This is a genomic window from Allobosea sp. GW821-FHT12C12 (assembly GCF_058807355.1).
The window spans coordinates 62224-84525 of record NZ_JBXAQP010000010.1 but is presented as its reverse complement, the minus strand read 5'-3'; the positions used below and the strand labels follow the sequence as shown (position 1 = coordinate 84525).

Below are 22302 nucleotides of genomic sequence, written 5' to 3'. Positions count from 1 at the left end.
AGTGAAGGAAAAGCGGAATGGCCGGGAGGGACAGGCACGCTTACGAGGGCATCGTTCTCGCCGTGCCCGTCACCGTGCCTTACAGACGCTACTCCCCCGAAAGCACCGCTTGGTGGATCGGCCGGGCGCTGGCCGGGCTGGTCCAAGCTTCGGGCATTTCCCATAAGGACTTTGACGGCTTATCGATCTCCAGCTTCTCCACCGCGCCCGATACGGCGATCGGGCTGACCCAGCATTTCGGCCTGAGCCCACGCTTCCTTGAATTCGTGCCGATGGGCGGCGTTTCGGGCATCGTTTCGCTGCGCAAGGCCGCGCGTGCCGTCCAGTCGGGCGACGCCGAGATCGTCGCCTGTATCGGCGCGGACACCAATCACATCGAGTCGTTCCGCCAGTCGCTGGAGTATTTCTCCCGCTTCTCGCAGGACGCCGTCTACCCCTATGGCAGCGGGGGGCCTAATGCGAGCTTCGCCCTGATCGCCCGCAACTATATGAGCAAATACGGGGCGAAGCGCGAGGATTTCGGCAAGCTCGCGGTCTCGCAGCGCGACAATGCGCTGCGCAACCCGCACGCGCTGATGAAAAAGCCGCTGACGCTCGAAGCCTACATGTCGGCGCGTGTCATCTCCGATCCGATCCATCTGTTCGACTGTGTCATGCCTTGCGCCGGGGCCGAGGCTTTCCTGGTCATGCGCGAGGAGACAGCCCGTCTGCAGGGCCTGCCGTTCGCCCGACTGCTGTCGACGATCGAACGGCATAATGCGACTACGGGCGACGTCGTGCAGGAGCGCGGCGGATGGGCCGCCGATATCGGCGAGCTTTATGCGATGGCCGGCATCGCTCCCGGCGCCATCGACCTCGTCCAGACTTATGACGACTACCCCGTCATCTCTATGATGCAGTTCGAGGACCTCGGCTTCTGTGCAAAGGGCGAAGGCCCCGCCTTCGTCCGCCACCATGATTTCACCGTAGCCGGCACCTTTCCGCACAACACTTCGGGCGGCCAGCTGTCGGTTGGGCAGGCTGGAGCGGCAGGCGGGCATCTCGGTATCGTGGAAGCGATCCGGCAGGTCACGGACAGCGCAGGTCCCACTCAAGTCGCGGGGGCACGGCTGTCCCTGGCCTCCGGCTTCGGCATGATCAACTACGATCGCGGACTTGGGTCCGGAGCGATCATCATCGCCGGACAAGACCTATGAGCGACGCCCTCACCAAACCGAAGCGCAAGAATCCGCAAGCGCGGACGCCGGTCGCGCTGCTTCCGCCAGTCCCGCGCAGCCGGCGCGCGCATGACCTCACGAAAGCCGCGGCGCACGGGGGCTTCGCACTCCATCGCTGCAGAGCCTGCGGTACTTTCGCATACCCCGCGCCCGAGGCCTGCGCAGCCTGCTTGTCGGACAACTTCGAAATCGCCGATGCCCCCACAGGCGGCACCCTCGCCTCCCTGACTCTTATCGACGTTCCGGCCGACAATTATTTCCGCGAGCGCGCGCCCTGGCTTGTCGGGCTGGTGAAGCTCGATTGCGGGCCGGTCGCGATCTGCCACCTTCATACCGCCTGCCGCGAGGAAATGCGGGTCAGGATGCACCTCAAGCTCGACAAGGCGGGGCAGGCGGTTCTCTACGCTGCTCCAATGGACGGGCACCCCGACCTCAGCGACGACAAGCAATGGCGAGAAATGATCGCATCCCCCCGGCATCGCCGCATCCTGATCACCGATGGCCGTAACCCGGTCACCCTGCCGCTCGTCAAGGCCCTAAGAAAGGCCGGAGCCGACGAAATCTACGTCGGAGTCCCGAGCGAATGGAAGCCGTATCCGGATATCACGAAGCTGGAGGCGTTCGAGGACGTCTTCGTGGTCCCTCTCGAACTCGCCAGCGAGAAATCGGTCCAGGATCTGGCCCGCGACTACGGCGCCAAGATCGAGATCCTGATCAACACCACCGATTTCCTCCGGCCCGGCGGCATTCTGGCTCCCAACCAGATGAATTCGATCAGGGAAGCCATGGAGACCGTCGTGTTCGGCACGCTGAGGCTATCGCAGGCGATGGCGCCCACGATGCGCTCGCGCGGCGCCGATGGAGGCAGGAGCGCGGTTGCCTGGGTGAACCTTCTGTCGATTTTCGGCCAGGCTCAGGCGCCCGATCTCGGCGGCTACGCCGTCACCCAAGCCGCGGCGCACGCCCTGTCCCGTATTCTGCGTTCCGAGCTGGCGCAGGGAGGGGTCAGGCTGCTGAACGTAATCACCGGTCCAACGGAGAACGAGTGGTATCAGACCTACTCGCAGCCCAAGGTCGGATACCAGGCCATCGCGGATGCCATTCTGTCAGGGCTGCTCGGCGGCCTCGAAGAGATTTATGTCGGCGACTACGCCAAGGACATCCTCCAGAGACTGGAAGCCAACCCGAAAGCTCTGGAACGCGAGCTGTCCGCTGCGAAGAGATGAGGAGATCCCATGGTCACGTCCGTTCTGCCGCTCCTGAGCAGCGAGCTATCCGCCGGCACGCTGAAGATCGTCGATCTCACCCAGACGCTTTCACCAGACTTCCCGACCATCGTCATGCCGCCGGAACTGGGGCAATCCTCGCCGGTCCGGATCGAATGCATTTCCCGCTACGATGAGACCGGCCCTGCCTGGTACTGGAACAACATTACCTTTGGGGAGCATACCGGCACGCATTTCGATGCCCCGATCCACTGGTATACGGGACGCGACCTGCCCCTGAATTCGGTCGATACCCTGCCGGTCCAGCACATGATTGCCCCTGTCGGCATCATCGACTGCTCGCATGCCGCGGCTGCAGACCATGATTTCCTGCTGACGAAGAACGAGGTTCTGGCCTGGGAAGAGCGGCATGGCCGTATCTCGGCCGGGACATGGGTCTTCATGCGGACAGACTGGTCGAAACGCTCGGGCGCGTCCTACGCGAATTTGCGCGAGGACGGCGCCCACACGCCGGGTCCGGATGCGGAGGTCGTTCGCTGGCTGGTCGATGAACGCGGGATTCTCGGCTTCGGCACGGAGACGATCGGAACGGATGCGGGGCAAGCCGGGCATTTCCAGCCGCCTTATCCGGCCCATCACTACCTCCATGGAGGTGGCCGATATGGGCTGCAATGCCTCTGCAATCTCGATCTTCTCCCCGCGACTGGCGCCACCGTCATCGCGGCACCGCTGAAGATCCTGAATGGCTCGGGCAGCCCCTTGCGCGTGCTCGCTCTAACTCCCGCCGCCTGAGGCGCGCGCCGACAAGCGAGAAGGATGGGCGAAGGATCGAGACGCGGCTTCGGCCGCGGCAGGCGTCCAACCTCGCGGCCGAGGACACGCCGGATTTTCAGAGAGGGGGAGACGCATGCGCATATTCTGGCAAAGCTTCATCGACGCCACGGCGAGCCGCGAATACCTCGTCAGGCTGTCGCAATACCTGAATGACATTGCCGAGCCCGATACCCGCGTTGAGGTGTTCGGCATGAGTCCGCCCGACCGCGCATTCGGACGGCTATCCGAGTTCCGCTGCGCGGCTCTGGCGATCGACAGCGGCATCTCGGCCGAGGAGGCTGGCTACGATGCCATCGTCATGGGACATTTCCAGGATCCGGGGCTTTACGAGCTTCGCTCGGCGGTTTCGATTCCCGTGATCGGCACCGGGGAAGTGACGCTTCACTACGCAGCGCAGATGGGCCGCAATATCGCGCTGATCTCGATCGACCAGATCTATGGCGTCTGGTTCCAGGAGCAGGGCGACCGCTACGGCCTGCGCGACCGCATCAGCCATATCGGCGGTCTCAATGCCATCCCCTCTGACTTCTCAGCGGCATTCGCTGGCGATGTCGACGCGAAGGCGCGCCTGATCGAGGCATTCTGCACGATCGCCGAGCCCATGGTCCAATCGGGTGCCGACGTAATCGTTCCGGCTGGTGTTCTGCCGGGGCTCCTGATGGGCTGCGAGTATGGTCTGCGCGTCGGGCACGCGCCGATCGTAAACTGCGCGGCGGTCGCGCTGAAGAGCGTCGAGATGCAGGTCAGGCTGAAAGCCCTCAATGGTATCGAGCCGAGCCGGGGGCCGTCCTTCGCCAAGGCCCACCCTCAAGCCATCGCGGACTTCCGGGCCCTGATGACGCACGGCAGGGCCGATCGTCCGGGCGTTGAGTAAAGCCTGATCCGGAGCCGCGATAACGCTACGGAAACAAAGTAAAAGCGCCATACATTGCCGCGCAACACCGTACGGCTTGCCGGGGCAGCATGAGCCGCAGGATGCCGCTCACCGCGCCGCGGCAGCAAGCCGGGGCGCAAGCGCCAGCGTTTCCATCGGATAGTGGCAGTTGCCGCCGTCGAAGGGCGGAAAATTCTGGAAGTCGTCACGCATGGCGATGCGCGCAGGTGACTGGAGCGCCTGCGTCAACGCCACCTGGCTGTCGAACAGGACACGGTTGCGCTGCATGTGATCCACCCGTGTCCAAGGCAGGAACCCGACCCAGTCTACGCGTGTCAGAATTTCGATACCCCTGATTCCGGGGAACGTCCGCATGATCTGGGGATGATGGCTGAGGTAATGATCGAGCCAAGCATTGAGGTCGTAGGCCGGACCTGGGTAATGGACTACGTACGAACAGGGATTGCCATTGCCGGCGTTATCCAGGCCGGGATGGTCGACTGGAAACGGCCTGACATACATAGCCTGCTGGGTGATGTTTAGGTTTCGGCGGCTCGAGAATGCCTCCAGGTCGGCAAGTTGTTGAAGTTCTCCCCTGGGACAGATCGCCGCTTCGAGATCGGAAAGCTCGTCGAAATAGAGCTGCATGCCGAAGACCGGCGCGACCTCCTCGTCCCTGAACCGGTCCTTCGCCTTTCCGGGAATGTAGAGATTGGCCGCCGTAAGCTTCGGCGTCCTCTCGACGATGCCTGAAACGGCGGCAAGTTCGGCTGCCCCGAAGACCGGACTTGTGCCATCCGCCGCCTCCGCAAACAGTAGAAATGAAAATCTCATCTTCGCTTCCCTCAAATTCTGTTTAAGATAGCTTCTATTGAAGAATTCTACTCAATTTGGAAAGTGCAATAACATGGCACCTCAATCTCATAAGTAATAATGCTCTAAAATATACATCATCTAGAAAGCATCCTTTCCCACGCCGACAGGCTGTTCAATTCCGGGACATATGCACCCCCGGCGGTGCGACCGAGCCCTAGCTCCCACGCCGCAGATGCTTCCTGGCGACAGCACACCGTACTCCACTAGTCGAAGCCGCCGAACAACGTGGTACCGTTCAGCGCCTTTGCCCGCCTTCCGCTATTGCCTGCCAGATGGCAGCTGCCAGCTCATTCCAAAACCACTGATTGACAGCTCTTCACGGGTTTCCCCCTCCGATCATGGATGTCGGATTTTCAAAGGGTCTAAGCTTAGAATAATTTCGGGCCGGCACGCGAAAGCCATAAAGTGCGGGCCGGCCACACTCGACGCTCAGAGGCAAACCCAGCCCGCCGGCGGTTCCTTGCCGGGATGCAAGGTGCCGCAATGCGGGCAGGTGCGGGCCTGCTCGTCGCCGTAGAACTCTCGATAGAGCGGCGGCAGGTCGTCGACAATGCTGACGAGGTCGACCTCGACGCGATGGACGAGGCCCTGGCATTCGAAGCAATACCATTCGAAAGCGTCGAGCCAGCCCTCGGGACGCTTCGGCTCGACCACGAGCCCGATCGAGCCTTCCTGGGGTCGCTGCGGCGAGTGGCGCACATGCGGCGGCAGCAGGAATATCTCGCCCTCGCGGATGGTCACGTCGTAATGCTTCCCGTCGTCGACGACCTTGAGCATCATGTCGCCCTTGAGTTGATAGAAGAACTCATCGACCGGGTCGTCATGGAAATCGGTGCGCTGGTTCGGGCCGCCGACCACCGTCACCATCAGGTCGGAATCGGTCCAGATTTGCTGGTTGCCGACCGGCGGCTTGAGCAAGTGCTCGTGCTCCTCGATCCATTTCTTGAAACTGAAAGCCTTGAGCCGCCCTTCGGTCGCCATATCTGTCTCTCCCGTTTTCTCGTCCTGATCGCGTCTCAGCCGGCCTTCGCCAAGGTCCGGCCAGTGGTGAGCGTGAGCCCGCAATTTTCAAAAGCGGCACGCGTCGCGGCCTTCTCGGTCTCGGTCAGCTCCAGCATCGGCGGCCTGACGCGTCCACCGACCTGCCCGAGCAGGCCCTGCCAGTATTTCTGGTGCGCATGCGGCTTCTCGGCCGGGCGCGTGCCGCGCAGGGCCTCGCGCACCGGGTTCAGGCTGTCGCGAATGGCGTGAGCCTTATCGGCCTCGCCGCGGAAGGCGAGATCGGTGTATTCGCGCATGCGCCGGTCGTTCGCCGTCTGGATCAGATAGGGCGGCGAGGAGCAGAGATAGAGCTGCCAGCCGAGCTCGAGGATGTTGTCGAGCCATTCCTCCTCGGAAGCGGTGCTGACCAGAATGCGGTCGCCGGCGAGCCGCGTGAGCTCCGCATACATCGGCCGGGGCACGCTGTACTTGATCGCGACGACGTTCTCGATATCGGCGAGCCGGTTGCAGAGCTGCGGGCTCATTAGGTAGCCGGAATCCGGGTGGCTCCAGAGCGCGATGCCGATATCGACCTTCTCGGCGATGGTCCGGTAGTACTCGTAGAGCGTCTCGTCCTGCGCCTTGAAGAAGTGCAGGATCGGCGCGTGCACGACGATGTAGTCGGCGCCGACCTTCTGGGCATGCTTCGCCAGATCAATCACGACGTCCATGTTCTGGTCCGAGCAGGACATGATCGTCTGACCTTTGCCGGCCGTGGCCTCGACCGCCAGTTCGAAACTCTTCTTGCGCTCCTCGATCGACATCGAGAAGAACTCGCCCTGCTTGCCGGCGATGAACAGGCCGTCAATCCCGAGATCCTGCGTCCAGTGATGGATATTCTGGCGAAAACCATCCTCGTCGATCGCGAGACGCTCGGTGAAGGGGGTGAGCGCCGCTGCCCAGATTCCTTTCATATGGGCGCGGGCATAGGCCTTGGCGTCCTTCTTGGCGTATTTCATGAAGCTGGTTCCACTCCCACATCGGAAATGTCCGGCGCCAGGCCGCACCGCAGCCTAATGGAGGCGGCCTGCCAATGATCGCACTTGCGGGCTATACGACAACTCGCAACATTCGTATGAATTTGGAACCAAACACTATAAATCGGGGCTCCCATGGCGATCACGCTGCGCCAGATCCAGGCCTTGCTCGCGGTCGCGGAGCAAGGCACCTTCACCAAGGCGGCCGAGCGGCTGCACATGGCGCAGCCAGCCTTGTCTCAGCTCGTGCGCGAACTGGAGCGAGAACTTGGCATCCGCGTGCTCGACCGCACGACCCGCCGGGTAGAGCTCACCGAGGGCGGTCGTGAGTTCCACGGCGCCGCGCTGAAGATCATGCAGGATCTCGATACGGCCGTGTTGAATGCCAACGGACTCGCCGAGCGCAGGCGCGGGCGGATCGTCGTGGCGGCTCCGCCGCTGCTCGCCGCGGTTATCATGCCCCCTGCCATGGCTGCGCTACGGCAGAAGCATCCCGGTTTGCAGGTGGCTATCTTCGATGCACGCAACGATATGATCGTCGAGGCGGTGCGCTTCGGCAGGGCCGATTGCGGCATCGGCACCTTCTCGGCGCTGGAGGACAATATTGAGCGCCAGCCCTTGGCGCATGACAGCCTCATGCTGTTCTGTGGCCGGGGCAGCCCTTTCGCCCGGCGCGATGCGGTGGCATGGCGCGAACTCGCCGATGAGAACCTGGTCACCTTGACGCGCGATAGCGGAATACGCCTTCTTGTCGAAGTCGGCTATGAAAGCGCCCAAATCCCGCTGAAACCGAGTTATGAAGTCGCTCAAATCACAACGGCGCTGGCGCTGGTCGAGGCCGGGCTTGGCATCGCCGTATTGCCGACCTATGCGCGTGCGGTCGCGCGCCCCGCGATCGTAGCGCGGCCACTGATCGAGCCTTCGATCACGCGCAACATCGTCCTCGTCCGACCCAGTGGCCGCTCGGTTTCGCCCGCGCTTTCGGCCTTCGAGGCGGTGTTGCATCGTTTCGTCAGGCAGCTCGTACCCAGCGAGGAATAGGTCCGCTCCCCAGCGCCGGCACACCCTTATGCCGGTTCAAGCCTGCGAACGGGCCGGCGGATGTTCATTGCCTGAAGTTCGACCAAGCTGACACCCAATTGCCACCCGCCCCCTCTCCTGGATGGGCAAATCAGGCGTGAGGGCGACCGATGCCGGATACGATCCGGCTGCGGTACATCCGCCTCGTATCTGCTTCCCTGGCCTGCAGTTCGACGAAACACGGAAGCGCGATTCGCGCACAGGATAAAGAAATATGATTTGTCATATGAAATGACATCTGGCAGACTTTATCTTGGGTCCGGGCTAGTCGCGGGTTCGGCGGGGCCGGCTCTCAAGGGGGTAAAAATGACAATGGCCTTCGATCCGGTGACGGAATTCGCGCCCTCGATCAGGACGCTGCCGGCCATCCTGCAGAAGCAGCAGCAGCGCTTTTCGAGCAGGGAACTGTTCTCCTGCCTCGATACCAGCTGGACCTTCGCGGAGGCGCTGGATCAGGCTGGGGGATATGCCGGAGCGCTGGCCGCGGCTGGGGTGGTACAAAGCGACCGTGTCGCGATCATGTGCTCCAACCGCCCTGAATTCATGTCGATCTTCCTCGGCTGTGGCTGGATGGGCGCGGTTTCGGTGCCGATCAACACCGCCTCTCGTGGCTTCCAGTTCCAGCACATCCTATCGAATTCCAGCGCGAAGCTCCTGATCATCGAGGGCAATCTGCTTCAGGCTCTCGATGGGCTAGATTTCGCCAAGCTCGCAGTCGAGGCGGTTTGGGTCATCGGCGGTGGGAGCAATGACAGATGGCCCGATCTGCCGATCCCAGTCGCCCCTCTGCCACAGCCCGCGGCGCCGGTTCCCGCTGCGCGGATCGGACAAGGCGATCCGCTCACCATTCTCTACACGTCGGGAACGACCGGCCTTTCCAAGGGCGTCGTCTGTCCTCACGGCCAGTTCTTCTGGTGGGGCTTCTATACCGGCAGGCAACTGGGCGTGCGGGAAAAGGACGTCCTCCACACGCCACTTCCCTTGTTCCATACCAATGCCCTGAACTGCTTCTTCCAGGCGCTCCTTTTCGGGGCGACGCAAGTGGTCGAGGCGAAGTTCTCGGTCTCTGGTTATTGGGCTGCGATGCAGGCCTCCGGCGCGACCATCACCTACCTGCTTGGCGCGATGGCGCCGATGCTGCTGTCGAGGCCTGAAGGGGCTTCCGAACGCGAGCACTCCATCCGCGCCGCGCTGGCGCCGGGCGTTCCACAACACGCGAGCGAGGAATTCACCCGCAGGACAGGCGTGATCCTGCTGGAAGGTTTCGGGACGACCGAAAGCAACGCCGTCATCGGCTCGACGATGGGGGAGCGCCGCCCCGGCTGGGTGGGCCGCCTCGTGGCCGACGGTTTCGATGCGCTGATCGTCGACGAGGAGGACAATCCCCTGCCGGACGGCCAGGCGGGAGAACTGCTCCTACGAGCCCGCGAGCCCTACGCGATGGCGCTCGGCTATTTCGGCATGCCGGAGAAGACGGTCGAGGCTTGGCGAAATCTCTGGCTTCATACGGGCGACCGGATGATCCGCAGCCCCGACGGCTTCTACCGCTTCGTCGACCGCATGAAGGACGCCATCCGGCGCCGCGGCGAGAATATTTCGTCATACGAGGTGGAGCAGGTGCTGATCGCCCATCCCTCGGTGGCACTCGCTGCGGTCTTTCCGATCGCATCCGAGCTGGCGGAGGATGAGGTGATGGCTGCCATCGTGCTGCGGGCCGGCTATCGGCCGACCGAAGAGGAGATCATTCGCTTCTGCGAGGGCAGGATGTCCTATTTTGCGATACCGCGGTTCATCGAATTCGTCGAAGACTTGCCGCGGACCGAGAACGGCAAGGTGCAGAAGTTCAAGCTGCGCGAGCGTGGCCGTGGGCCGCAGACCTGGGATCGGGAGGCCGCGGGCGTCGTGCTGCGGCGCTGACGCTTGAAGCGCCGGCGTCGAGGGCTCTTCATCGAAGAGCCAACCGATCGTCTCGAACGAATCTCGTGAGTAGCAAAGCACGACGCCATCCCACCTTCAGCGGTGCGGAGAGGAGCGGAGTGGCGCGACGATTGGAAATCGAGCGGCAAGTGTATAGACAGTGCGCGAGACGCTGCAGGCCAAACGATGACCGACGATTCAGAAGCGCCGTTTCAGGCCGACCTCTCGGATCTTGAGGAATATCTACCCTACCTGTTTCATCTGATTGCGGCGAGCCTGAACAACAATTTCCTCGAGCGGCTGAGGCCCTATGGCGTGACCGTGCAGCGCTGGCGCGTCCTGATGGTCGTCATGAAGAAGGGGCCGCGAAACATGAGCGAGCTCATGCGGCTGACGCTGATATCCCAATCGGCGCTTAGTCGGCTGGTCGACCAGATGGAACGGGACGGTCTGGTCATCAGGCGTGTTTCGGCCAACGACACCCGCGTGGTCGAAGTCGAACTGACAGACCGCGGGCGCGACATCTATCACGACCTTGCCCCCGCAGCCGTCAGGCACGCGAAGGCTTTGATCCGTGACTTCAGCGAGGCGGAAACCGAGGATCTCTTCGCGACGTTGCGTCGGATTCTCGGCAATCTCGAAGTCAATCCGGGCGACCCCATGCGCCGACCGAAAGAACATTAGGCCGGGACGGCGAGCTCAGAACTTTCTTGCGAACTCCGCCGGGAAGCGGTGCTCGCTCGAAGCATCCGCGCCGCCTCCCCGCCCGATGCTACATGGCGATGCTGTAGCGGCTCAACGTCTTGCGTACGACAAATCTCAGAATCCGGTCGAATACGAAGCCCAGAAAGCCGAGGGTAATGATGCCGGCGAATACCCATTCGGTTCGCCCGAAGTTACGCGCGTTCCAGATCAGCGCTCCCAACCCCTCCTGAGCCGCCACGATTTCGGCAGAGACGATGGTCAGGAAAGAATTGCCCATCGCGATCCGCGCACCGGTAATCATATAAGGTACCGTCGAGGGAACGATCACGGTCATCAGTGTCTGAATAGAGCTCGCGCCCAGTGCCTGCGACGCCTTGACGCGAAGCTCCGAAACCGCAAGCGTGCCGGCCAGCGCGTTCAACGTCACGATGAACACGGTCGTGTAGAAGATCAACGCAACCTTCGACGCTTCGCCGGGACCGAGCCAGATCACTGCCAGTGTCACGAAGGCGATGGGCGGTACGAAGCGGAAGAACTCGATATAGGGATCGAACAGTCGCTGGACGAGCGGAAAGTAGCCCATCGTCATGCCAAGTGGAATGCCCACGATGACGCCGGCCAGCCAGCCGCTCAGAATTCTCAGGCTGGAGGCAACGATCGACGTCAGAAGCGTGCCGTCCTCGGAAAGCTCTAAAAAACCCTGTAACGTCATGAGCGGAGACGGGAGGAAAAGCGGAGAGATGTTCAGGCTTGCCAGTTGCCAGACAAGTAATCCTCCCAGGATTGAGCATATGGTGATGCTCAATGCCGCAACTCGATCCGAAAAGTATTTCAAATTCTGCATAGCCGATTGCCTTGCCGATTGAGCGTTCGCTTGCTGGTCACGCTGCCGCCGCGTCGACGACGAGACCCTGCCCGACCAGGGTCCGGCTGACCTCGGCGGCAATGTCGCTGCGCAGCAATCGGATCAGTTCGACCGCATGCGGATCGTCCAGATCCCGCGGATTCGGCAAGTCTACGTCAACGACCGTCTTGATCCTCGCTCTCGGACCGGCGCTCATGGTGACGATCCTGTCGGCGAGGAGAACCGCCTCGCCGATATCGTGCGTCACGAAGATGATGGTGGCGCCCGTTTTATGCGAAATCTTCGCAAGTTCGCCCTGGAGAACCTCGCGCGTCTGCGCGTCGAGAGCGCCGAATGGCTCGTCCATCAGAATGACGGCGGGTTCATTGGCGAGAACACGGGCGATCTGCGTGCGCTGACGCATGCCGCCGGAGAGCTCGCTCGGATACCGGTCCGCGGCCATCGTGAGGCCGACCATCTTGATGTATTCGTCCGCCATCCCGGCGCGCTCGGCTTTCGGCACGCCTCGGATACGATAACCGTACTCGACATTTTCCCGAACTGTAAGCCAGGGAAAAAGCGCCTCGGAGCTTTGAAAAACGACACCCCGGTCTGTTCCCGGTTTCGTGACAAGGCGATCGCCGACCTGGACACGGCCCCCGACGGTGGTAAAGCCTGCAATCGCATTCAGCAGCGTCGATTTTCCGCAGCCTGACGGGCCAAGCAGGCAAATGAACTCCCCTGCAGAAATCGACAGATTGATGTCGCTCGCGATCTCGAAATTTCCAATTCGAATCGACACGTCGGCCAAGTTGACCGGCACACCTACTTGCATAAGCATCCCCTTTTAATTTTATTGGTGCACCGTAGCAACAGTCGTTTGTAACATATTTCTGCTGATGCAGATGAGAACGACGTCTCCCACATATTGTTGTCTGCGACCAAGAAGTTGGTCCATAATCCAATTCCAGTCGAGCAATTTTCGGAAGGTTTCGCAATCCGCGGGCGGATATTAATCGATAGCCGGTTCATATAGATGAGCCCGCCCGGAACACTGCGCCCGGTGCCGGGCGCGCCAAGGCAAGCTGTCGTGGCAGATATCTTTTTCGGCCGCCAGGCCGTGCCAGGCGCTCCGGAAGCCGCCGAATTCGCCCGATAGGCCACACACTTATATTCAGCCCTTATCGACTAATAAGGGGCGGCACAATTGCCAGTGAGCGGCCGGGCATGATCCCATATGCCACTGCCAGAAGTCGAAGCCGCCATCGCGAACGGCTCAGAGCCAAATTTCGCAGCCGACAGCTTCGCCGAGAACAGCCTGAAACGAGCCTCCATTCGCCAACACCATAGGGATCAACAGAGGTCGATGATGTCGTCAGCTTGCATCTTTCAAAAGTTTAAGGGGAGCATCGTCGCCGGTGCATGGCTCGCTTCTGCGGCACTGGCTTGCTCGTCGGCCTCGGCCGAACCTGTCAATATCGGGGTCGGAATCGATCCGGGCTTTGTGGCGTTCTTCGTCGCCAAGCAGGAGAAGCTGTTCGAGAAGCACGGCGTCGACGTCAAATTCACCAGTTTCTCGTCGGGTCCCGAAGCGCTGGATGCGATGGTGGCGGGCACTGTCGATGTCGGAGCTGCCGCAGAGGTCAGCGGCATCATCAGGATGGGACGCGGCGACGTGAGGGCGGTCGGCGTCGTCACCCAGTCCGGCCAGTTCCTCAAGATGGCAGCCAAGAGCACGATCGCCAATCCGGGGGCGATCGCTTCCATCGGCGTGGTTCCGGGCGGAGCAATGGAATATCTCGCCAATCTGACCGTCAAGAAATACGGCCTGGACACAGGCAAGCTGAAAGTCGTGAAAGCCGGTCCGCCTGAGATGGCGGCGCTGCTGGTTCGCGGCGATATCGACGCCTTCTGGCTGTTCGAGCCGTTTCCCTCAGTCGCGGTGAGGCAGGGCGGCAAGATCCTGGCGTCGAGCGGAGACGTCGATTACGTCTACAATTTCTGGGTCACGGCGAATGGCCCTTGGCTGAACTCCCACAAACCCGAGTTGCAGGCCATTACAGCAGCGCTCGCGGATGCGTGCGCGATCACCAAGAGCGATCCCAAGCGGGCGGCGGAGGCAGTCCGTCTCCAGGCCAAGATTCCGCTCGAACAGACCATGGACTTCCTCAAGCAGATCGACTGCACGATGCGGGATTTCACGCCCCAGGACTTCGAGAGCTACGATTCGGTCGCGACTTTCCTCGCCGACGCAAAGATCACCCCCACGCGGGTCGATTATCGCAAGAGCCTCATCCCCGGATTCTACAAAAAGTAGGCGCGCAACGAGTGCCCGAGCTATCATTTCCAAGAAGGTTGTTCAGCCTTTGCCAGGGCGTTGGGGTTGATGCGGTCTTCGCCGATCCGCAAGCCGACTATACCCGCAAGGTCCTGCCGCGATGCCGGGAGAAGGCGAAGGCGGCATTGGCCTAACTCGCGGCGGAAGAGGAGGCTCTGCCATGAATACCTCCATCAAGACCACGGCAGAGCGCGTCGAATACGATCGCATCGGCGGACCCGAGGTTCTCGTATGGAGGGCCGGTCCACTGGCGCCTCCCGGCAGAGGCGAAGTGCGGATCGCGATCCATGCCGCCTCAGTTAATCCGATCGACGGCAAGATCCGCTCCGGGAAACTGCCGCCCCTGCCGCTGCCTTTCCGGCTCAGACTGGACGCGACGGCATGGGCGCCGTGGTGGCCGCCGGCGGGGGCGTCGACACCGAATGGCTCGGCCGCCGGATCGCCTTCCTGGCCCCACGCGGCGGCATGGGAACATGGGGGGAGGCGGTGAACATGCCCGTTTCCGTCATCGCCCCGGTTCCCCACGCGGTCGATGACGTAAAGGCCGCCGCCCTGCCTCTGGCCGGCCTGTCGGCGGCGGCGGCCCTGGCGCTGAACGGGGACCGGCCGGTGGGGCGCGTGCTGATCCATGCCGCTGCCGGGGGCGTCGGGCGAATCGCTGTGCAGCTCGCTCGCCTCGCCGGGGCAGAAGCCGTCCACGCCACCGCCTCCTCCGCCAGCCGACCGGCGTTGGCAGCCCTCGGCACCACCCGCGTCTGGGCATATGACGTTGAGGATTTCACCGTTCTGCGCGACATGGATTTGGTGATCGATCTGATGGGCGGTACGGTGCATGAGCGCAGCTATCCAGTGCTGCGCCCCGGCGGCCTGATCGCTTGCCTTAATGCCGCGCCCTTTACCGATCGCTCTGCCGAATACGGGGTCCGCACCGCCGTCGCGCACGTCGCTCCCGACCCGGCGGTACTGTCACATCTCCTGGATCTGGTTGCCCGGGGGAAGCTAGAGCGTTTCCGGCTTAATCCGGATCATATCCAGCGGCTTCGAAGTAGTTTGCGCATTCGGTCGGCGAGAAGAGGTCGACGATGGCGCCGACCGCGTCCCACAAGGCCCTGATGGAGCGCTCCGCTCTGGCTCGCAGCATGGCCTTCAGCTTGGCGAAGGCGTTCTCGATCGGGTTCATGTCCGGGCTGTAGGATGGATGTGCGCACCCCGACCCACGAGATCACTCGCCGCCGCCATCCTCGACGAGCGCCGCCGCCACCGCCGCGTAGACCTCCACAGCGAACATCCCCGCCAACCCCAAAAAGGGATCAGCCTATCCAGTGGACGGCCTTTATGGCGCCCGCGCCGGCACAAACGCCGGCGCTTCACCGGATCGGTTTCTCACCGCCGTGCATACCTTTCGCAGCCGATTGATATCAAGGTCTTCCCAGGTTAACTGCGCATTGGACTGATCGCGCGTTGCGGACGATGATCTGGAAATGACCCTGCGGACGCTCAGCCGATGAACTTGCTCTATTTTTCCGCTTTCCGAGCCGTGATGCTGACGGGAACGGTCAGCGCGGCGGCGGAGCTGCTTGGGCGGAGCCAACCAGCGGTAAGCCGGCTGCTCGACAAGCTAGAGACAGAACTCGGCGTTACATTGTTCGAGCGCCGGCGCGGGCTCGTGACGCCAACATCTGTCGCACGTTTGCTGCTCGACGAAATCGAGAGAGCCTTCGTATCCCTCGATTCCCTTAAGAGCTTCGCCGCCCGCGTCGCCGAGGGCGAGAGCAGCAGGATCGACGCTGCGATCATGCCGGCGCTGGCGATCGGATTCATGCCGCGGCTGCTAGCGAAGTTCCAAGTGGCCTGGCCCAAGACAAGAATCGTCTTTCATGCCACCGTGTCGGCGCGCGTCGAGGAATGGGCGGCTTCCCAGCAGATCGACATCGGCATCGCGGAGACGCCTTTTCGACGCTCCGGCTTCCGCATCGAGCATTTCAGCGACGCCCCCTATATCGCAGCGGTGCCGAGCGGGCACCCCCTCGCTGACAAGTCGCGCATCGAGCCGGCGGATCTCGTCGACGTGCCGTTCATTTCCTGGACGACGCTGACCTCGGGCGGGCAACTTGTCCCCCAGGCGTTCCGTTCGGCCGGGGTCAGATACGCCCCTGCCTACGAGACGACGGTTTCGGCAGCCGTCTGGGAGATGGTGAAAAACGGCATTGGTGTCGGGCTGATCGATCCCTACACGGCTGTGAGCGAGGTCGATGAGCGCGTTCAGTTGATCCCCTTCTCGCCGACGATCCCCTTCAATGTCGCATTGCTGCGGCCGGAGGCCCGCCCCGCCAACCGGGCGGTGGAGGCCCTGCTCGATCTCCTCGCTAGCGAACGCGACGCGGCTTTACAACTGTTGCCGCGATAGAGTGAACCGATCCCGACCTGGGAAAGCCAACATGGCCCATCGTGCATTGACCATCCTGATCGCTGGGACCGGCCGTCTGGCAAAGGTCCTCGCAGAAGCGAGCGTCCGGACATCCGCCGCGGACACGATCGCGGTCGTCGGCCGCAACAGCACCGCGCGCGATGCGCTGCTCGCAGCGGTGCCCGGGTTGCAGGCCGGCGAGCCGGAATGGGCGTCCCGGGCCGACCTCCTGGTCCTTGCCGTCTCGCCGCATGCTTATCGCGAGGTCCTCGCCGCCTTCACGCCTCATCTGGCGCCGTCGGTCATCGTCGTTTCCGTGACGAACGGCGTCGCGCTGGAGACGATAGGCCGCTGGACGGCCAATCCAGTAGTCAAGGCAATCCCGACGATCGCCCAGGCGGTCGGCCGCGGTGCGGTGCCGGTGGTCGCCGGCCCTGCTGCCAAAAGCACCGACATTGCGCTGGTGAAAGACTGGTTCGCGCGGTTTGGCCTGCCTGCCGACGTCACGGAGGCGGATATCCGGGTCGCATCGAACGTGGCGGGATCTGCCATCGCGATCTTCGCCTTGTTCGCCCGTGCGTTCGTATCCACGAACACCGCTCGCGCCAATGACGTGTCGCGGCCTTCGCTCGATATGATGATCGCGGAGAGCCTCGTCGCAACAGGTGAATTGCTGCGGCGAGGATATGACTACGAGGCCATCATCAGCTCGACGGCGACCCCGTTAGGCGTCACGGAAGCCGTGATCAATCCGCTCGCGAGGATCGCCCCCGCGCTATGCGAACGTATGATCGAGGCGGGGGTCCGGCGGCAAAGCGAGCTTCAAGCCGATCAGAGCGGGTAGGGCGTGCGTCACGGAATTGTTGCGGAACCGAACGGTCGCTTTTGACCGCGGCGGGCCGGCGCAACAACCCGCACGCAAACTATATGCATTATCTGCATAGCGATCGCCAAATATTCTATTTTGATCATTTCGAATCTGACGCTTAACTCCTTGTATCGATCTCTTTAGGAGCGTCGTGACGGGGATATGAGAGCGCTGCCACCGACCACAGATCGTTTCGACGTCGCCGTCATCGGCGGCGGCGTTAACGGCACCAGCGCGGCGCGCGAGCTGACAACCGCCGGCTACCGGGTCTTGCTCGCGGAGAAATTCGACCTCGCCAACGGTGCATCGAGCCGCTCTTCCCGAATCCTGCATTGCGGTCTGCGCTATTTCGAGACGCACCATCCCGTGCGGACTTTCGCCCGATCGCCAAGGCGGCTGCTGGGTGCGATCAAGATGGCCAAGGCAGCGATGGAATCGCGCGAGGAATTGGTGCGCCTCCGGCCGGAGCGCTGCAAGCCGTTCACAATGTGCTTCCCACTCTACCGTGGTGACGATATTCGCGGCTGGCATCTCGACATTGGCTTTTCGCTTCTGAAGCGCCTGGGGCCGCCGAGCCCGCCGCTGGACTATCGCCGTATCCGAACCGGCCTCGAGCGGGAACTCCCCTTCACCGCCGATCTCCGCGATCGCAGGCAGCTGAAATCGATCGCGACCTACCGCGAATATATGATCGACTGGCCGGATCGGATCTGTGTCGACAATGCCCTTGAAGCGGAGCGTAACGGCGCCGAGCTGCGGCTCTTCACGCAGGCTACGCTTCGCGAGCGCAGCCCGGAGGGTGATTGGATCGTCGATCTGTCGGACCGGTCGGGTACGATGCAGGTGATCCGCGCGAAGATCGTGCTCAATCTTGCGGGCACATGGATCGACGAGGTCGCGTCGGGCGGGCGGACTTCCAGTTTTCCCCTCGTGCGGGGCACCAAAGGCGCTCACATCGTGGTGCGCCTGCCCGAGCGCTACAAGGGTTTCGGCATTGCCACGCTCCATCGCGGCGGCATGCCGTTCTATTGCCTTCCGCTTGAAGGGGATTGGTTCTATTTCGGCCCGACCGAGACGCCCTTCGATGACGACGCTAATAAAGCATGTCCCACGCGTGAGGACGTGGACTTTCTTCTCGGTGAAGCCAATCATCTGCTCGCCGGATTGTCGCTACAGCAAAAGGACGTGGAATTCACCTGGGCCGGTGTTCGCCCTCTGACTTTCGATCCCAATCAGCCGATGGGGCGCCGAACTCGCGAAATACATAATCTCGCGGCGCGAGGTCTGCCGGGCGTATTCGCGATGACGGCGGGACCGGTGCAAAGCCATATGAGCGCTGGCCGGGAATTGCGCGACGCTGTCGCGCGGATATTGCCGGTTGCCAAGACGGCAATTGTTGATGCTCGTTCGAGCGGGCGCGATGCCGCAATCGACCATGACCTTGATCGGGTGGAAGCCTATCGCAAGGCGGTTAGCGAAGAGCATGCGCGCGACCTGCGTGGCATCCTCTACACCCGGACCGGTCGCGCATGGGGCCGGCACGTCGATCGCTGCATCGTCAAGCACGCAGCGGATTCCGTTGCCGACCTGCTGGGGTGGAGCCCCACGCAGGTTGAGAAAGAAGTCGAGGCTTTCCTCGATCATCAGAGCCGTTGTTTTCCGAAAGGAAAGACTGCCTGAACGAAGCCTGCCCGCCGATATAGTCTTCAATAAAGGGGAGAAAGACATGCTGTCATCAAGTAAAACGAAGACACTCCGCGCATTGATCATCGCCGCCGCGGGAGGCTGTGCGGTTTTGGCGGCCCATCCATCGCAGGCGGCGGGCGGACAGCTGAAGGAAATTCTCGATCGCGGCACGGTCAGGGTCGGCGTCCAAGGCGCATTCAAGCCTTGGTCCTTTCCCGCGCCGGACGGCTCGCTCCAAGGCATCGAGGTGGATCTCGCCAAGGGCGTCGCCGAAGCGCTAGGAGTGAAGCTCGAGGCCGTGGTCATCACCTCGGCTAACCGCATGCAGATGCTGCAGCAGGGGAAGATCGACCTGATCATCGGCGGCATGTACGACACTGCCGAGCGCCGCAAGATTATCGGCATTATTGAACCAGCCTATTGGACCTCCGGCCCCACGCTGCTCGCCAAAAAGGGCGTGATCAAGGATTGGAAGGACATCGCCGAAAAGCCCGTCTGTGGCAAGCAGGGCAACGCCTACAACAAGATGGCGGAGACCCAGCTCAAGGCCAAGCTCACGGCCTATGCCGGCAACACCGAGGCCAAAGAGGCCCTGCGCACCGGAAAGTGCATAGCTTGGCTCTATGACGACGTCAGCATCATGGCCGATCTCGAGCTACCCGAATGGACGGATTACGAGATGCCGGTGGCGACGCTCTACACCAACCCCTGGGGGGCGGCGGTTCCGATCGAGGAGCAGAACAAGGCCTGGGGCGCCTTCATGGCCGGCATGGCTTATCGCTGGCAGGCGGAAGGCAAGCTCATCGCGCTCGCCAAGAAGTGGAACGTCAAGGCCGATCCTTGGTTTGCGGAGCAGAACCAGAAAATGAAATGGGATACGACCTATCTCAATCCGCGGAATTGAGGCGGTCTCGCGCGAAGCCGATACCGCTCCGCGCGAAGGCAATGCGAAAATTCAGGATTATCAAGCAATTCCACGACCTCGGGTCGTGAAATTGCTTGAGATTGAAGATCGTTCCGAATTATTGCGTCGATGATGGACACCTATGCTCGAATTCATCGGACCATATTTTCGAAATCTGTACGATAGCACGGGTCTGAACTTCAACGTCTTCTACGACAGCTATGAGTTCGACCGGTTTTGGGCGGGCGCCAGCAATTCGCTCCAGCTGATTTTCTGGACGTTGTCGCTGTCGCTGGTCATCGGTGTTATCGGCGCCTGGGCTCAGAAGGCGCGCAGCACCGTCCTGCGCGTGGTGATGGATGCCTATATCCAGGCGTTCCGCAACACGCCTCCGATGATCCAGCTGCTGTTCTTCTTCTTCGGCTTGGGCACGCTGGTACCGGCCGTGGACATGGGTGGCTATTCGCAGCCGCTGATCTCCGCTTATGGCTGGGCGATCATGTCGCTGGGCATCTTCGGCGGCGCATTCAACGTCGAGATCTTCCGATCCGGCCTGGAAGCCGTACCCGACTCGACGCTGGAGGCGGCCGAGAGCCTCTGCTTCTCCCGCTGGCAGACCTATCTCTATATCACCCTGCCGTTGGCCTTCCGGATCAGCCTTCCGGCGCTGACGAACAATCTCGTCAGCCTGGCGAAAACCACCTCGCTCGCATACGTGATCGCGGTGCCGGAGATGACCTATGTCCTCAACCAGGTCTGGTCGGACAACGTCAACGTCCCCGAGATGATGCTTCTGCTCTTCCTGTTCTACATCATCGTCGTGACGGCGCTCGCCAGCGCGCTCCATTTCATCGAGCGCAAGGTCGCCCTGCCGGGATACGGCCGATGACGGCGCGTGCATTTGTTCTCGACAAGGAAAGCCTGTCGCCTTGGCGTCCGCTGTCCTGGATCAGCTGGCGTTACGGAGCCTGTCTTTTCGCTGCCTTCCTGGTGTCGGTCGTCTCGGCATGGGCTCAGACGCGCGCGGCAGGCCAGCCCTCGGCCCTCGAAACGCTCGGAATATGGCTGCCCTTCATTCTGAAGGGTTTCGCCCTGAACCTGGCGATGAGCTTTCTCGCGATGGCTCTCGCCACGGTCCTTGGCATCGCTCTGGGCCTGATGCAGATCAGCTTGATCTGGGCGGTGCGGGTCCCGTCCCGCTTCGTCACGCATCTCCTGCGGAACTCGCCCTGGCTCGTGATCCTGTTCGCCATCATGTTCCTGCTGCCGACGGAGCTCAGGCTGCCCGGCGGCATCAGGCTGCCATTGCCCGACTGGTTCAAGGCCACCGTCGCCTTTGCGCTGCCGGTGATGGGTAACATCAGCGAGATCGTCAGGGGGGCGGTGCATTCCATCCCGACTGGGCAGTGGGATTCCGCCGAGGGGCTCGCCTTCACCCGCCCGCAGACGCTGCGCTGGATCATCCTGCCCCAATGCGTGAAGCGCGCGATACCGCCATGGATGAACTGGTATGCGCTGTTGACGCTCTCGACGCCGATGGCTTCGATCTTCAGCGTCCATGAAGCCGTCTCGAACGCCCAGGCGGGCATGGAAGCAGCCGGCGCCAGACCCGATCTGCTGTTCCCTTTCTACCTGTTCCTGCTGTGCCTCTTCTTTGCCTACATCTATCCCATAGCGCTGTGGACACGAAGGCTGGAGCGAAAATATGCCGTCTGAAAGCGCCATCGCTGCGCTACCGCATTCGCCGCCAACGGGCGATCCGATTGTTTCGCTGCGCGACGTCCACAAGTCCTTCGGCAGTCTGGAGGTGATCAGGGGGATCAGCCTCGACGTCCGCAAGGGCGAGGTGGTCTGCATCATCGGGCCTTCGGGTTCGGGCAAGTCGACCCTGATCCGCTGCATCAACGGTCTCAACCCGATCCGGAGCGGTTCGATCAAGCTCCATGGGCAGGAGGTCAACGACCCGAAGCTGGATAAGCTCGCGCTGCGCCGGAAGGTCGGCATCGTCTTCCAGCAGTACAATCTGTTCCCCCACAAGACGGCGCTCGAAAACGTCATGATGGCGCCGATCAAGGTGCTGCGCGAGCCCAAGGCGGAGGTGGAGGTGCGCGCCAGGGCGCTCATCAAGAAGGTCCGGCTGACCGGAAAGGAAGACGTCTATCCGGGGCAGCTCTCGGGCGGGCAGCAGCAGCGCGTCGCGATCGCGCGCAGCCTCGCCATGCGTCCCGACATCATGCTCTTCGACGAGGTGACGGCCGCGCTCGACCCCGAGACGGTCAAGGAAGTGCTCGTGACGATCAAGGAGCTCGCGGCCGACGGCATGACCTGCATCCTGGTGACGCACGAGATGGGCTTCGCCCGCGAGGTGGCGGACCACATCTACTTCACCGACAAGGGCGTCATCGTCGAGCACGGCCCGCCGCAGGAATTCTTCACCAACGCCAAGGACCCCCGGACGAGGCAGTTCCTCAGCCAGGTCCTTTAGCAACCCGACCCCGCGCCGCGGCG

General features: G+C 62.2%; 20 protein-coding genes and 2 pseudogenes. 16 read left to right on the top strand and 6 right to left on the bottom strand.

Features of this window, described 5'->3' with window-relative positions; genetic code table 11:
- The first annotated feature begins 17 nt into the window (after positions 1-17).
- From AC1RRW_RS15470 to AC1RRW_RS15455, 4 genes are all read left to right on the top strand, one after another.
- Positions 18-1196 carry a thiolase family protein gene (locus tag AC1RRW_RS15470; RefSeq protein ID WP_492901651.1) on the top strand — a complete coding sequence of 393 codons (1179 nt, stop codon included), beginning with the start codon at positions 18-20 and terminating at the stop codon, positions 1194-1196.
- Positions 1193-2443, top strand: coding sequence for an SDR family NAD(P)-dependent oxidoreductase (locus tag AC1RRW_RS15465; RefSeq protein WP_492901650.1), 1251 nt, complete (start codon positions 1193-1195; stop codon positions 2441-2443). Before AC1RRW_RS15470 ends, AC1RRW_RS15465 begins: the two co-directional genes overlap by 4 nt.
- Before the next feature lie 9 nt (positions 2444-2452).
- Positions 2453-3235, top strand: coding sequence for a cyclase family protein (locus AC1RRW_RS15460; RefSeq protein WP_492901649.1), 783 nt, complete (start codon positions 2453-2455; stop codon positions 3233-3235).
- Between the two features lie 115 nt (positions 3236-3350).
- The gene (locus tag AC1RRW_RS15455) at positions 3351-4151 is read left to right on the top strand and encodes an aspartate/glutamate racemase family protein (RefSeq protein WP_492901648.1); all 801 of its coding nucleotides are present in this window, start codon (positions 3351-3353) and stop codon (positions 4149-4151) included.
- A gap of 108 nt (positions 4152-4259) precedes the next feature.
- Here the strand turns inward: AC1RRW_RS15455 and AC1RRW_RS15450 are convergent, their stop codons facing one another.
- The 3 genes from AC1RRW_RS15450 to AC1RRW_RS15440 all read right to left on the bottom strand — a co-directional run bounded on the left by AC1RRW_RS15450 (position 4260) and on the right by AC1RRW_RS15440 (position 7027).
- Positions 4260-4985 carry a hypothetical protein gene (locus AC1RRW_RS15450; protein ID WP_492901647.1) on the bottom strand — a complete coding sequence of 242 codons (726 nt, stop codon included), beginning with the start codon at positions 4983-4985 and terminating at the stop codon, positions 4260-4262.
- A gap of 471 nt (positions 4986-5456) precedes the next feature.
- Positions 5457-6008, bottom strand: a complete 552-nt coding sequence (locus tag AC1RRW_RS15445; protein ID WP_492901646.1) for a 3-hydroxyanthranilate 3,4-dioxygenase — start codon at positions 6006-6008, stop codon at positions 5457-5459.
- 35 nt (positions 6009-6043) lie between these two features.
- Complete coding sequence (locus AC1RRW_RS15440; protein WP_492901645.1) at positions 6044-7027, bottom strand: dihydrodipicolinate synthase family protein; 984 nt, start codon at positions 7025-7027, stop codon at positions 6044-6046.
- 153 nt (positions 7028-7180) lie between these two features.
- Here AC1RRW_RS15440 and AC1RRW_RS15435 point away from each other — a divergent pair, with 153 nt between their 5' ends.
- The 3 genes from AC1RRW_RS15435 (at position 7181) to AC1RRW_RS15425 (ending at position 10726) form a co-directional block, all read left to right on the top strand.
- On the top strand, positions 7181-8086 hold the full coding sequence (locus AC1RRW_RS15435; protein ID WP_492901644.1) for a LysR family transcriptional regulator: 906 nt from the start codon (positions 7181-7183) through the stop codon (positions 8084-8086).
- Between the two features lie 345 nt (positions 8087-8431).
- The gene (locus tag AC1RRW_RS15430) at positions 8432-10042 is read left to right on the top strand and encodes an ATP-dependent acyl-CoA ligase (RefSeq protein WP_492901643.1); all 1611 of its coding nucleotides are present in this window, start codon (positions 8432-8434) and stop codon (positions 10040-10042) included.
- Between the two features lie 186 nt (positions 10043-10228).
- Positions 10229-10726 carry a MarR family winged helix-turn-helix transcriptional regulator gene (locus tag AC1RRW_RS15425; RefSeq protein WP_492901642.1) on the top strand — a complete coding sequence of 166 codons (498 nt, stop codon included), beginning with the start codon at positions 10229-10231 and terminating at the stop codon, positions 10724-10726.
- Between the two features lie 88 nt (positions 10727-10814).
- Here AC1RRW_RS15425 and AC1RRW_RS15420 read toward each other — a convergent pair whose 3' ends face one another.
- The gene (locus AC1RRW_RS15420; protein ID WP_492901641.1) at positions 10815-11591 is read right to left on the bottom strand and encodes an ABC transporter permease; all 777 of its coding nucleotides are present in this window, start codon (positions 11589-11591) and stop codon (positions 10815-10817) included.
- Positions 11592-11628: 37 nt separating this feature from the next.
- A complete protein-coding gene (locus tag AC1RRW_RS15415; RefSeq protein WP_492901764.1) occupies positions 11629-12393 on the bottom strand; it encodes an ABC transporter ATP-binding protein in 765 nt (254 codons plus the stop codon).
- 435 nt (positions 12394-12828) lie between these two features.
- On the opposite strand from AC1RRW_RS15415, the gene AC1RRW_RS15410 reads away from it, so the two are divergent.
- Together AC1RRW_RS15410 and AC1RRW_RS15405 are read left to right on the top strand one after the other, a co-directional pair.
- Positions 12829-13908: an ABC transporter substrate-binding protein gene (locus tag AC1RRW_RS15410; protein ID WP_492901640.1), complete on the top strand. Its 1080-nt coding sequence runs from the start codon at positions 12829-12831 to the stop codon at positions 13906-13908.
- Positions 13909-14310: 402 nt separating this feature from the next.
- A pseudogene (locus AC1RRW_RS15405) lies at positions 14311-14799 on the top strand (zinc-binding dehydrogenase); the annotation flags it as partial.
- Positions 14800-14944: 145 nt separating this feature from the next.
- Here the strand turns inward: AC1RRW_RS15405 and AC1RRW_RS15400 are convergent.
- A pseudogene (locus AC1RRW_RS15400) lies at positions 14945-15127 on the bottom strand (IS630 family transposase); the annotation flags it as partial.
- Positions 15128-15433: 306 nt separating this feature from the next.
- Between AC1RRW_RS15400 and AC1RRW_RS15395 the strand changes: the two are divergent.
- The 7 genes from AC1RRW_RS15395 (at position 15434) to AC1RRW_RS15365 (ending at position 22279) form a co-directional block, all read left to right on the top strand.
- Positions 15434-16336 (top strand): LysR substrate-binding domain-containing protein, encoded by a 903-nt coding sequence (locus AC1RRW_RS15395; RefSeq protein ID WP_492901639.1) that lies wholly within the window; start codon positions 15434-15436, stop codon positions 16334-16336.
- 31 nt (positions 16337-16367) lie between these two features.
- Entirely contained in the window at positions 16368-17180 is an 813-nt protein-coding gene (locus tag AC1RRW_RS15390) for a pyrroline-5-carboxylate reductase family protein (protein ID WP_492901638.1), read from the top strand.
- Positions 17181-17366: 186 nt separating this feature from the next.
- Entirely contained in the window at positions 17367-18884 is a 1518-nt protein-coding gene (locus AC1RRW_RS15385; RefSeq protein ID WP_492901637.1) for an FAD-dependent oxidoreductase, read from the top strand.
- A gap of 46 nt (positions 18885-18930) precedes the next feature.
- The gene (locus AC1RRW_RS15380; RefSeq protein WP_492901636.1) at positions 18931-19794 is read left to right on the top strand and encodes a transporter substrate-binding domain-containing protein; all 864 of its coding nucleotides are present in this window, start codon (positions 18931-18933) and stop codon (positions 19792-19794) included.
- 142 nt (positions 19795-19936) lie between these two features.
- The gene (locus AC1RRW_RS15375) at positions 19937-20683 is read left to right on the top strand and encodes an amino acid ABC transporter permease (RefSeq protein ID WP_492901635.1); all 747 of its coding nucleotides are present in this window, start codon (positions 19937-19939) and stop codon (positions 20681-20683) included.
- Entirely contained in the window at positions 20680-21510 is an 831-nt protein-coding gene (locus AC1RRW_RS15370; protein WP_492901634.1) for an amino acid ABC transporter permease, read from the top strand. Before AC1RRW_RS15375 ends, AC1RRW_RS15370 begins: the two co-directional genes overlap by 4 nt.
- On the top strand, positions 21500-22279 hold the full coding sequence (locus tag AC1RRW_RS15365; protein WP_492901633.1) for an amino acid ABC transporter ATP-binding protein: 780 nt from the start codon (positions 21500-21502) through the stop codon (positions 22277-22279). Before AC1RRW_RS15370 ends, AC1RRW_RS15365 begins: the two co-directional genes overlap by 11 nt.
- Positions 22280-22302: the final 23 nt, after the last annotated feature.